Here is an 11,703-nt window from a genome sequence, read left to right on the forward strand (position 1 = left end):
CGCCGACCAGGGTGCCGTCCGCGTCGCGCAGGGGGATGCGGGTGACCACGAAGTGCTCGTCGCCGAAGGCCATCAGGTCGAGCATGCTCGGCTGGCCGCTTTCCACCACCTCGCGCAGGCGGCTGGCCGGCAGTACCTCTTCGACCTCCTTGCCCAGCGCGCTGCGCGGGTCGCGGATGCCGACCTTCTGCGCGTACTTGTCGTTGATCCAGACGATGCGTGCCTGGCGGTTGACCGCGATGGTGCCTTCGCACTGGGCATCGAGGTGGTCGAACAGCAGCGGCATGGCCACGGCGCGAAAGCGCTCGGGCGACACGCCGATGATCAGGCCGTGCTGGTCGAGGTCGTCACGGGAAATGGCCATGGCAGTTGCGCCTCCATCGGTTGATCCGGGTAATGACGCAAGCCCTGCCACCTGGGCAGGGCACTGCGCATGCGGCGATGGCGGTCATGGACCGCCATACACCTCGTTGGGCAACCAGGTGGCCAGCGCCTCGAAGTGGAACACCAGGGCCAGGCCGAGCAGTTGCAGGAGGATGAAGGGCAGCACGCCGAGGTAGATGTGCCGGGTGGTGATCCCCGGCGGGCACACCCCCTTGATGTAGAACAGGGCGAAGCCCACCGGCGGGGTGAGGAAGGAGGTCTGCAGGCACAGGGCGAAGAGGATGGCGAACCACAGCGGGTCCACGCCCATGGCGAACAGCACCGGCGCCACCAGCGGCAGGACGATCAGGGTGATCTCCACCCAGTCGAGGAAGAAGCCCAGCAGGAAGGTGATCAGCAGCACCGTGAGCAGCACGCCGGTCTGGCCGAACGGCAGGCTGGTCAGCGCCGCGCGCACCACGTCGTCGCCGCCGAGGCCGCGCAGCACTGCGGCGAACACCGTGGCGCCGATAAAGATGCCGAAGATGAAGGCGGTGGTGCGGCTGGTCTGGTACAGCGCCTCCTTGATCACGCCCAGGTCCAGGCGCCGGCTGAACCAGGCCATCAGCACCGCGCCGGCGGCGCCCACCGCCGAGGCCTCGGTGGTGGTGGCGATGCCGAAGAAGATCGAGCCGAGCACCGCGAGGATCAGCCCCAGCGGCGGCACCACGGCCAGCAGCACGTCGAGCAGCGCGCGGGCGTCCAGTGGCTGACGGTTCTTGGGCGCCGGGGCGAAGTCCTTGTTCAGCCAGGCGGCGATGAGGATGTACAGCACGTAGAGCACGCCGAGCATCAGCCCGGGAATCAGCGCGCCCATGAACAGCTTGCCGACCGAGGCCGCCGGCGTGCCGAGGCGGTCGGCCATCAGCACCAGCATGATGCTCGGCGGTACCAGGATGCCCAGGGTGCCCACCGAGCAGGCGGTGCCCACCGCCAGGCTCTTGTTGTAGTTGGCCTGCAACATCGGCCCGAGCGAGAGCAGGCCGAGCAGCACCACCGAGGCGCCGACTATGCCGGTGGAGGCGGCCAGCAGCACGCCGACTATGACCACGGTGATGGCGTAGCCGCCGCGCAGCGGGCCGAGCACGCGCACCAGGCTGTGCATCAGGCGCTCGGCGATGCCGGAGCGGTCGAGCATGATGCCCATGAAGATGAATAGCGGCAGCGCCACCATCAGCTCGTTGGCGACTATGCCGTAGATGCGCGCGTCCAGCACGCCGATGGTGCCGCTCCAGGTGAACCAGAGTTCGGCGTCGAAATGGTTCACCAGCACATGGCCGACGACCGCGAAGATCAGGCCGACGCCGGCCAGCGACCAGGCCACGGGAAAGCCGAGCAGCAGCAAGCCCATGAAGGCGGCGAACATGGCGATAACCAGAATTTGTTCCAGACCCATCATTTCAGCCTCGTGATCAGGGGTGCGGGTGAGCGCCGTTGGATGGCTCGGCGGGCGCGTCGACGGCCCGGGGGAAATGCAGCAGCAGGGTGCTGCAGCGCGAGGCGCGGGCGATCAGGGCGATGGCCACCAGAATCAGCCCCAGCGGCAGCACGCTCTTGAACACAAAGCGATAGGGCAGCCCGCTCGGCGCCTGCGAATGCTCCAGGTAGACGAAGGCGGTGTGGGCATAGGCGAGCAGGCTGTCGATCATCAGGCCGATCACCGGCAGCGCCAGCAGGACGATGCCCAGCAGCTCGATCCAGGCCTGGGCGCGCAGCGGGAATTTCTCGCGCAGCACATCGACGCGCACATGGTCGTCGCGCACCACGGCGTAGCCCAGCGACAGCATCATGGCGGCGCCGAACAGGTGCCAGGACAGCTCCTCCAGGGCGATCGAGCCGCGCGCCAGGATGAAGCGGCTGAACACGTTGCACAGCACCACCAGCAGCACGGCCAGCCACAGCCAGGCGCTGGCCTTGCCGATGGCGGCGACGAGACGGTCCAGAAACCTGGACAGGCGGTTATGGGGTAGCTCGGCGCCAGGCGCCGCAGCGGAAGCAGGTTGCTGCATCGGGAAAACCTCGGACAGGAAGACGCGACGGGCCGCGGCATGGCCGGGCCCGTGCAGGGTCACTGGGCGCGATCAGTCGTGCTGGTAGTAGTCCCGCGGCAGGTAGCCCATGCCGTGCCAGGTGGCGTGCTGCGCCATGAACGCGCGCTGGCTGCTCAGCACGCGCTTGAACATCGGGTCCTGGGCGGCCATCTCGTCGAGCACCTCGTTGCTCACGCGCTGCAGTTCGCGCAGCACCGGCTCGGGCAGCACCTGCGGCTTGACCCCTTCCTGCTGGTAGGCGGCCAGGGCGGTCGGCTGCGCCCACTCGCTTTCGGCGAAGCCCTTGAGCGTGGCCGACTCGCAGCCCATCTCGATCAGCGCGCGGCTCTGCGGCTCCAGCTTGTCCCACACCTCCTGGTTGACCAGCAGGTGCGAGGTGGTCAGGGTCTGGTGCCAGCCCGGCATGATGTAGTTCTTGATGATCTGGTCGAGGCCGAGCATCTTGTCGATCGCCGGCTGGGAGAACTCGGTGGCGTCGATGGTCTTGCGCTCCAGCGCCTGGTAGATCTCGCCGCCGGGGATCATGGTCACCGAGGCGCCGAGCTTCTCCAGCACCTTGCCGCCGATGCCGGCGAAGCGGATGCGCAGGCCGTCGAAGTCCTGCAGCTGCTCGATCGGCTTGGCGAACCAGCCGGCGCCTTCCGGGCCGATGATGCTGCACAGCATCGGGTGGATCTTGTGCGGCGCGTAGATCTCCTCCAGCAGCTGCTTGCCGTCGCCCTGGTAGTACCAGGCCAGGTAGGCCGGCGGCTCCATATTGAAGGGCGCGCCGGAATACAGCGGCAGCGCCGGGATGCTGCCCTGGTCGTAGCCGATCCAGGTGTAGCCGGCCGGATACTTGCCGCTGCTCACCGCATTCATGATCTCGAACGGCGGCACCAGCTCGCCCGGCTCGTAGTAGCGCAGCTGGATGTCGCCGCCGGAGATGGCCTTGAGCGATTCGGAGAGGTGCTTGACCGGGGTGGTCAGGCCCACCAGGTGGGAGGGGAAGGCCAGGGGCACCTGCCAGCGGATCTTCTCGCTGGCCAGCGCCGGGCCGGCCAGCAGACTGCCGGCGAGCAGCGCGGCGGCAGAGATACCCAGGGTCAGGCGGGAAAACGAATGTGTGACGGACATGCTGGAGTTCCTTCTTGTTGTAATTGTTTTCGAACAACGGCCCGGTCGCTCGCACCGACGCGGAATACTCCGCGCCGCAGCGGCGCCAGCCGTTAGCCCATACGCCAATGCGATCTCTGTGCCAGCTTTCAATGTTCTTATAAAACAATGAGTTATAAGGCACTCGCTCACCCAGCACAGCGGCCAAGTCTTGAAATCTGGACAGTTGCGCGAGGAGCCCGCCAGACATGTCCAGAAATCCGGACATTGGCGGCTGGAGTGGTGGACATGGGAGGGCAGCGAAAGCCCACCGGGAGTGTGATGGCTTGGAGAGGTGCAAGGAGCGACTGCATGAGCGCAGTCGCCCCTGGATGCTTCAGTGTGAAGGTGTTCTATCGGCCATTAAAGCGTTTGGGGAGGCGGCCGGTAACGCCCCCCAAATGCCAGAGTGCACAGAAGGGGCTCGACCGGGGCGTGCAGAATTGACGCCATATAGGCTCTACTCAGCTCGTATGAGTGCTTCGGCAAGAAATGGAGCAGTCCGGCTGCCTGACGCCCGAGCCACCTGTTGAGGAGTACCGTCCGCCACGATGCGGCCGCCGGCATCACCCGCCCCCGGCCCCACGTCGAGCACCCAATCGGCTTGCGCCACAGCGCGCATGTCGTGCTCGATCATCACCACGGTATTGCCGGCATCGACCAGGCGCTGTAGCTGCACCAGTAAACGGTCAGCGTCCGATGCATGCAGCCCAGTGGTCGGCTCATCAAGCACGTAAAGGCTGCGGCCCCTTTGGCTGCGCTGCAACTCCGTGGCGAGCTTGATGCGCTGCGCTTCGCCGCCCGACAGCTCGGTAGCAGGCTGCCCCAGGCGCAGGTAGCCCAACCCTATCTCGCGCAGTAACTGGAGTGGTCGCGCCACCGCATCTTCGCCTGCGAAGAAGTCGTGGGCCTCCTCCACCGTCATCTGCAGCACTTCAGCGATGTTTCGCCCGTTCCACTGCACTGTGAGCGTGGCGTCGTTGTAGCGGGCGCCATGGCATGTCGGACAGGGCGCGTAGACACTGGGCATGAACAGCAACTCAACGCTGACGAAGCCTTCACCCTCGCAGGTTTCGCAGCGCCCCTTGGGCACATTGAAAGAGAATCGCCCCGCGTCATAGCGGTGGCGGCGCGCATCGGGCGTGGCGGCGAACAACTTGCGCACATGGTCGAACAGGCCCGTGTAGGTGGCCAGATTAGAGCGTGGCGTGCGACCAATCGGCTTCTGATCCACCTGAACCAGGCGCTGCACAACATCCACATCGCCCGCCAGATGACCACCGGTAACTTCGATCACCGCCGGCCCTTCGCTGCTAGCGCTGCCTGTCGCATCGTCCTCGGGTTCGTGCCCCAGGTGCAGGAGCAACAACTCTGGCAGGGCCTGGGCAACAAGGCTCGATTTACCCGAACCGGAGATACCGGTAACTGCCGTCAGCACGCCTAGCGGGATGCGTGCATCCACACCATGCAGGTTGTGACGACGGATGCCCCGTAGCTCCAGCCATCCGGCCGGTTCGCGGCCACGGCTCCCCGGAGCAGGGATCTCATCGAACAGGTAACGCGCGGTGCGTGACTCAGCAATCTCGCGCAGGCCTTCCGGCACACCACTGTAGAGCACGCGACCGCCGCGCTCGCCGGCATCCGGCCCCACGTCCACCAGCCATTGCGCGCGGCGCATCAAGTCCAGGTCGTGTTCCACCACGAACACCGAATTGCCAGCATCCCGCAGCTTGTCGAGGGAGTCGTAGAGTGCCTGACTGTCCGCGGGATGCAGGCCCGCCGAGGGTTCGTCGAGCACATAAACCACGCCGAACAGCATGGAACTCAGTTGCGTGGCTAGACGCAAGCGTTGCAGTTCGCCGGCTGATAGCGTGGGCGTAGCACGATCCAGCGTTAGATACCCCAAGCCCAGTCCGCGCAATTGGTGCAGGCGTGCCATCACACCGCCGGCCAGTCGCTGGGCGGCGATGCGCTTCTCTTCCGAAAACGCGGAGGTGCGGCGCACATCAGGCGATATCGCATGAACCGCGCGGCCCGCTGCAGCACGTTCGGCCCGGTCGCGCCTCGTCGTGTCCCCGTCAGCCTCTGCACCTGCCGTATGAGCGTGGAAATCGCCCGCAGAGATCGGCTCAAGCAAGGCCGCCAACCGGTCGAGGGGCATTTGCATGAACTCACCGATATCCACCCCGGCAAAAGTCACCGACAGCGCTTCGGACTTGAGTCGCTTGCCATGGCAAGACGGGCACGACCGTCCTTCCATGTAGCGCGACACCCGCTTTCTCATCAGCGCACTTTGTGTGTTGGCGAAGGTGTGCAACACATAACGTCGGGCGCCTGTAAAGGTCCCCATGTAACTGGGTTCCATTTTCCGCTTGAGCGCCGCACGGGTTTCAGCAGGCGTGAAGCCAGCGTACACCGGCACCGTCGGTGTTTCGTCGGTGAACAGAATCCACTCTCGGTCCTTCTTCGGCAGATCCTTCCACGGTCGGTCAACGTCATAACCCAGGGTGACCAGGATGTCGCGCAGGTTCTGCCCATGCCAGGCAGGCGGCCAAGCGGCGATCGCGCGCTCACGGATGCTGAGCGACGGGTCCGGCACCATGGTGGCCTCCGTCACCTCGTACACATGGCCCAAGCCATGGCAGGCCGGACATGCGCCCTGTGGCGTGTTGGGTGAAAAATCCTCGGCATACAGCATCGGCTGATTGGCTGGATAGGCACCGGCACGCGAATACATCATTCGCACGAGGCTGGAGAGCGTGGTCACGCTACCCACGGAAGAGCGCGCATTGCTGGCACCACGCTGCGGCTGCAATGCAACCGCCGGCGGCAGACCATCGATTGCATCGACGTCCGGTACGCCAGCCTGATCGATCAGACGCCGCGCATAGGGCGCAACCGACTCGAAGTAGCGCCGCTGCGCCTCGGCATAGATGGTGCCGAATGCTAGCGAGGATTTGCCGGAGCCAGAGACGCCTGAAAACACCACCAGTGCATTGCGCGGGATGGCGACGTCTACATCCTTGAGGTTGTTCTCGCGCGCCCCGCGCACTTCGACAAGGCCACTGGCTGCAGCGGTACACGAAGATTCACCGTAGGAGGGGTTTGGCATGTGTTCTTGTCCTACGGTTCGTGGATGGCAATGGGCTGCAATTCCGGTTGACGCCGGCACTCCAACGTACTGCGGCAAGCATTGAAGCGGCAATCAGCAGCAGCGATCCGCTCTCCTCAAGCACGCGCTTCCAGTATCGGTTCGTCAGGATGTTTGAATTCGCTGTAGTGAATTAATCCTGCGTTGCTGCCTTAAGGGTGTCGGATGAGCGTGGAACGGGGGCTGGATCACCGCGGAATCAGTGGCCGAATGTTCATGGAATAGCTGGCGGATGGCCGTGGAATCCGCAATCTATGGGGTGAGCAGCAGCCCACGCTTTAAAATGCTCGATGAAAGCCCGTACTGGTTGCCTTCAGTACACCCTGCACCGGTCTGTCGAAGCGCCGAAGGATTTCATGATCTACGAGATCTGGCGGGATCAAGCAGCACTGAATGACCATGTACTGCAGGCGCATTATCTGCAGTTCAGCGCGCTGGCTGGTGAACTACTGGTTGAGCCACCGATTGTCAGCCAGATGATCCAGATTGCCTAGCACGGCGGGAAATGCCGTTCACCGCCCCGGCGCCAACTACACCCATTGCGGATACCTCGAAGCGGTAGACCTTTGGCGAAGCCGGCCGATCAGGAAGCCGGGTTAGCTTACCCCTTGCATGGACGACCTTAGACCGGACGACCTGGTATGAACGCGACGCGTCAAGCCAGGAGCAGCGTCCTAAAGCAAATTCACCGGCAGATGGATCCGCAACTGGCCGATAGCCGCCCTGCCCCTGGCGCCTATCGGCCCGACATCAGCACGCCGCACCGCATCTTCAGCGCGGTAAATACACTCAGCGCAGCTTCTCCAGCATCTGGTAGTACCACATGCCGGCGGCCAGCATCGGGTTGCCGAGCTGGTCGCCCAGCGGCACCTTGATGTGCTTGCAGGCGGCGAAGGTGTCGTACTGCTGCAGGTCGCCGGTGATCGCCTTGGCCATGATCTCGCCCATGATGTGGGTGGTGGCGATGCCGTGGCCGGAGTAGCCCTGGCAGTACCAGACGTTGCTCGACAGCTTGCCCAGCTGCGGGATGCGGTTCATCACGATGCCCATGGCGCAGCTCCACTGGTAGTCGATCTGCACCCCCTTGAGCTGCGGGAAGGTGCGCTCGATGCACGGGCGCAGCTCGCCGGCGATATCCCGCGAATCGCGCCCGGAGTAGTTGCAGCCACCGCCGAACAGCAGGCGGCCGTCGGCGGTGAGGCGGTAGTAGTCGAGCACGAAGCGGCAGTCGTACACCGCCAGGTCCTGTGGGTTGATCTCTTTCGCCAGCTCGCCCAGCGGCGCGGTGGTGACGATGCCGCCCATGGCCGGGAAGATCAGGCCCTTGAGCTGCTTGCGCTCGAGCTTGTGATAGACGTCGCCGGCCAGCAGCACCTGCTTGGCCTCGATCCGCCCGCCGCGGGTGACCACCGCCGGACGCGGGCCGTGGACGATCTCCAGCACCTCGGAATGTTCGAAGATCAGCGCGCCGAGGCTCTCGGCTGCCCTGGCCTCGCCGATGCACAGGTTGAGCGGATGCAGGTGCATGTTGCGGTTGTTCCTGATCGCCCCGCAGTACAGCTCGCTGCCGAGCTGGGCGCGCACACCGGCGGCGTCGAGCAGGGTCACCTCCTCGCCCATGCCGCGGCGCACAGCTTCCTCATAGGAAGCCCTGAGCTCGTCCATGTGCACCGGCTTCATCGCCGCGTGCAGATGGCCGTGCTTGAGGTCGCAGGCGATGCCGTACTTTTCCACCCGGCTCTTGATGATCTGGTGGCCGCGCCAGCGCAGGTGCCAGATGAAGTCGTCCACCTCCTCGCCCAGGCTGTTGCGCATCTGCTTGCGCATGGCCTCGTCGCCGGACAGGCTGCCGGTGACCTGGCCGCCGTTGCGCCCGGTGGCGCCCCAGCCGATCTTGTGGGTCTCGATCACGGCCACCTTGAGGCCGCGTTCGGCCAGCTCCACGGCGGTGGCGACGCCGGTGAAGCCGCCGCCGATGATGGCCACGTCGACGCTCACGCTGCCCTGCAGCGTCGGGTAGTCGGTCTCGAAATTGAGCGAGGCCGAGTAATAGGACGGCGCGCGCTCGGCGGCGGGTTTGACGGGTTGGGTGATGGCGTTCATAGCAAAATCCTCGAAGCGGCGAGCCGCCGTAGGGTGCGACGTGTGCACCGATAAATCCGGGGGTCGCGGCCCACATGGGGCACCCACAATCTCCACACTCTGTGGCAGGGGCTTCAGCCGCGATCCTTTCAAATAGGGGCCATCAGGCGTTGCTCAGGTACCAGCGCCAATCCTGCTCGCCGACCTCGCCCATGAACTGGCGATACTCGGCGCGCTTGACCGCGAGAAAGACCTTGAGGAACTCCGCGCCGAAGGCGTCGCGCGCCCAGCCGGAGCGCTCCAGCGCCTGGATCGAGGTCAGCCAGTCGGTGGGCAGCAGCTCCTTGGCCTGGGCATAGCCGTTGCCCTGCACCGGCTCGCCCGGATCCAGCCCCTCGCGAATGCCGCGGTGGATGCCGGCGAGGATCGCCGCGGCGGCCAGATAGGGGTTGGCGTCGGCGCCACAGATGCGGTGCTCGACATGCCGGGTCGGGGCCGGGCCGCCCGGCACGCGCAGGCTGACGGTGCGGTTGTCCACCCCCCAGGTCGGCGCCAGCGGCGCGTAGCTGTTGGCCTGGAAGCGCCGGTAGGAGTTGGCGTTGGGGCAGAACAGCAGCAGCGAATCGAGCAGGCTGGCGAGCATGCCGCCGACCGCCTGGCGCAGCAGCGGCGTACCGGCCGGGTCCTCGCTGGCGAACAGGTTGGCGCCGCCCGCATCGGCCAGGCTCACGTGCATATGCATGCCGGTGCCGGCGATCTCGGCGAACGGCTTGGCCATAAAGCAGGCCTGCATGCCGTGGGCATGGGCCACGCCCTTGACCAGGCGCTTGTAGCGCACCGCCTGGTCCATCGCCGCCAGCGCCGGGCCGTGCTCCAGGGTGATCTCCACCTGGCCGGGGGCGTATTCGGAAATCGCCGTACGCACCGGGATGCCCTGAGCCTTGCAGGCGGCGTACAAATCCTTGAGGAACGGCTCGATCTGCTCCAGCTCGCGCAGGCCGTAGACCTGGGTCTGCCGCGGGCGGCCGCCGTCGGCGTCCAGCGCCGGCTGCGGGCGGCCCTGGGCGTCCGGTTTCTGGTCGAGCAGATAGAACTCCAGCTCGCAGGCCATCACCGGATGGTAGCCGTCGGCTTCGAGCTGCTCGATCACCCGCACCAGCAGTTGGCGCGGATCGGCGACGGTGGCCGGCAGGCCTTCGGTCGGGTGCATCGACACCTGCACCGCGGCGGTGGGGATCTGCCGCCAGGGCAGGCGCACCAGGCTGCCGGGCAGCGGGTAGGCGCGGCAGTCGATGTCGCCGACCTCCCAGACCAGGCCGGAGTCCTCGACGTCCTCGCCCTGCAGGGTCAGGCCGAGCATGGTGCTCGGCAGCGGCCGGCCGCTGCGGTACAGCGCCAGCAGCTCCTCGCGGTGCAGCAGCTTGCCGCGCGGCACGCCGTTGGCGTCGAGGACGAACAGCTCGATCAGTTCGATATCGGGGTTGTGCGCGAGGAAATCCTCGGCTTCCTGCACGGGGGCAAAACTCGTCATGTTGCGCTCGCTTGCGCCAATTCGGCGCTCGGGGTCCGCACGGCCGGCTCGATGGTCGAGCGCCTGGCTACGGCAGACAAGGCTGGGTTGGACGGCTGCGGGCATGGCGCAGCCCTTGCTGTCAGCAGGCGGGCGCGGGGTCCGGTGGACGCGCGTGACGGCAGTGCCACAGCGCCCAGAAGGCGAGGATGATGGTCAGCAGGGGGTTGAGCCGGTCGGCGCCGAGGCGGGTCCGTAACGGACTGGCGCTGGGCGGGTGGCGATGACGCTGGGCGACGGGAGTCATGGCCAAGGAGACTCGCATGGCGGCGAATCCCGGTTAAATCGCATTTTTTACACATTCAGTTATTCCCTGGCTAAACAATGCGCGCCGGCGCGTTCAGGGCTCGCGCCATAGCGGCTGCCCATCGGCCAGCACCGGCCGGTAGCGCGGCAGCAGCGCACCGGGTCCGCCGAGGCTGGCCTCGATCTGCCGGGACAGGTGCTCGATGCCGGCCATCACGCCGCGCTCGGGGTCGCGCACCAGCGCCAGCCATTGTTCGTCGAAGGCGTCGTTGAGGTGGCGGCGCAGCTGCATCTCGGTGACCGGGCGCTCGCGCTCGTGAACCATGGCGCGGAACACCGAGGCGCCGATGGACACCACCAGGCCGGCCGCGCGCCCGACCATGGAGGAAATCACGCTGGCGGCGCCGCTGGTGGTGAGGTCGTCGACCAGGCGTTCGCTGGTGCTGCGGGTCACCTGTGAGATGCCCGGATGCGCCGACCAGGCCAGCGCGTTGCCCGGCTGCGCACCGATCCGCTCGATCAGCGCGGCGTAGGCCGGCAGGCGCTCCAGCGGCTTGGCGCGGAGCACCTGGTAGAGCGAGGCGCCGGGCGGCACGGCGATGGCCGCAATGGCCTGCAGATGCTGGTCGAACTGCGCCGCGGGGATGCCATGGCGCTGGGCGATGCCCGGCAGCTGCTGGTCGAGCTGGCGCAGGTAGAACTGGGTGGACTGCTGGAGAATCTGCGGCGGCGCGATATCCCTGGCCACCGGCTCCAGCACCAGGTCCTGGTACCGCTCCTGCAGGTACTGGGCGAGCCGGCTCACGGTCTCATCGCGCTCGCCTTCGCCGTCGAGCTTGTACCAGGCGACCTTGAAACCCAGCCAGCGCTGGGTCCAGTAGCTGGAGAACCAGGGGATATAGGCGGTGTCGGTCTGGCGGTAGACCAGGTCCAGCCAGCGATCCATGGCCGCCAGCGCCTGCTCGCGGGCCTGGCTGGCGGCGCTGCGCGAGGCGGCGGCGATATCGCGGTCGACCTGGCGCCAGGTATATGCCGACACCTGCACC

The 11,703-nt window shown here is 66.2% G+C and carries 10 protein-coding genes; 1 reads left to right on the forward strand and 9 read right to left on the reverse strand.

Annotated elements, in window-relative coordinates; genetic code table 11:
* From N878_RS02550 to N878_RS02570, 5 genes are all read right to left on the reverse strand, one after another.
* Positions 1-364, reverse strand: a 364-nt coding sequence (locus tag N878_RS02550) for a PAS domain-containing protein (RefSeq protein ID WP_031302635.1), incomplete at its 3' end; no start/stop codon positions are given.
* A gap of 84 nt (positions 365-448) precedes the next feature.
* Positions 449-1,819, reverse strand: coding sequence for a TRAP transporter large permease subunit (locus N878_RS02555; protein ID WP_031302636.1), 1,371 nt, complete (start codon positions 1,817-1,819; stop codon positions 449-451).
* 16 nt (positions 1,820-1,835) lie between these two features.
* The gene (locus N878_RS02560) at positions 1,836-2,432 is read right to left on the reverse strand and encodes a TRAP transporter small permease subunit (protein ID WP_031302637.1); all 597 of its coding nucleotides are present in this window, start codon (positions 2,430-2,432) and stop codon (positions 1,836-1,838) included.
* Positions 2,433-2,504: 72 nt separating this feature from the next.
* A complete protein-coding gene (locus tag N878_RS02565) occupies positions 2,505-3,590 on the reverse strand; it encodes a TRAP transporter substrate-binding protein (RefSeq protein ID WP_021442119.1) in 1,086 nt (361 codons plus the stop codon).
* A gap of 478 nt (positions 3,591-4,068) precedes the next feature.
* The gene (locus N878_RS02570) at positions 4,069-6,720 is read right to left on the reverse strand and encodes an excinuclease ABC subunit UvrA (protein WP_031302639.1); all 2,652 of its coding nucleotides are present in this window, start codon (positions 6,718-6,720) and stop codon (positions 4,069-4,071) included.
* A 329-nt stretch (positions 6,721-7,049) separates the two neighbouring features.
* Between N878_RS02570 and N878_RS26580 the strand changes: the two genes are divergently transcribed.
* The gene (locus tag N878_RS26580; protein WP_082457776.1) at positions 7,050-7,253 is read left to right on the forward strand and encodes a putative quinol monooxygenase; all 204 of its coding nucleotides are present in this window, start codon (positions 7,050-7,052) and stop codon (positions 7,251-7,253) included.
* A gap of 295 nt (positions 7,254-7,548) precedes the next feature.
* On the opposite strand, the gene N878_RS02575 is transcribed toward N878_RS26580, so the two are convergent.
* From N878_RS02575 to N878_RS28830, 4 genes are all read right to left on the reverse strand, one after another.
* The gene (locus N878_RS02575; protein ID WP_021442122.1) at positions 7,549-8,862 is read right to left on the reverse strand and encodes an FAD-binding oxidoreductase; all 1,314 of its coding nucleotides are present in this window, start codon (positions 8,860-8,862) and stop codon (positions 7,549-7,551) included.
* A gap of 142 nt (positions 8,863-9,004) precedes the next feature.
* Positions 9,005-10,372, reverse strand: a complete 1,368-nt coding sequence (locus N878_RS02580; protein ID WP_031302642.1) for a glutamine synthetase family protein — start codon at positions 10,370-10,372, stop codon at positions 9,005-9,007.
* Positions 10,373-10,493: 121 nt separating this feature from the next.
* A complete protein-coding gene (locus N878_RS26585; protein WP_082457777.1) occupies positions 10,494-10,676 on the reverse strand; it encodes a hypothetical protein in 183 nt (60 codons plus the stop codon).
* A 75-nt stretch (positions 10,677-10,751) separates the two neighbouring features.
* Positions 10,752-11,703 (reverse strand): hypothetical protein (locus N878_RS28830; RefSeq protein WP_021442124.1); only part of this gene is annotated, 952 nt, incomplete at its 5' end.

The sequence above is a fragment of the Pseudomonas sp. EGD-AK9 genome (assembly GCF_000465935.2).
Taxonomy (GTDB): Bacteria; Pseudomonadota; Gammaproteobacteria; order Pseudomonadales; family Pseudomonadaceae; genus Aquipseudomonas.

Bases quoted from the DNA above. Each gene is read 5' to 3' on its own strand.
- N878_RS26585 (WP_082457777.1), bottom strand. From the start codon at position 10,676: ATGCGAGTCTCCTTGGCCATGACTCCCGTCGCCCAGCGTCATCGCCAC.
- N878_RS02560 (WP_031302637.1), bottom strand. From the start codon at position 2,432: ATGCAGCAACCTGCTTCCGCTGCGGCGCCTGGCGCCGAGCTACCCCAT.
- N878_RS26580 (WP_082457776.1), top strand. From the start codon at position 7,050: ATGAAAGCCCGTACTGGTTGCCTTCAGTACACCCTGCACCGGTCTGTC.
- N878_RS02555 (WP_031302636.1), bottom strand. From the start codon at position 1,819: ATGGGTCTGGAACAAATTCTGGTTATCGCCATGTTCGCCGCCTTCATG.
- N878_RS02565 (WP_021442119.1), bottom strand. From the start codon at position 3,590: ATGTCCGTCACACATTCGTTTTCCCGCCTGACCCTGGGTATCTCTGCC.
- N878_RS02575 (WP_021442122.1), bottom strand. From the start codon at position 8,862: ATGAACGCCATCACCCAACCCGTCAAACCCGCCGCCGAGCGCGCGCCG.
- N878_RS02580 (WP_031302642.1), bottom strand. From the start codon at position 10,372: ATGACGAGTTTTGCCCCCGTGCAGGAAGCCGAGGATTTCCTCGCGCAC.
- N878_RS02570 (WP_031302639.1), bottom strand. From the start codon at position 6,720: ATGCCAAACCCCTCCTACGGTGAATCTTCGTGTACCGCTGCAGCCAGT.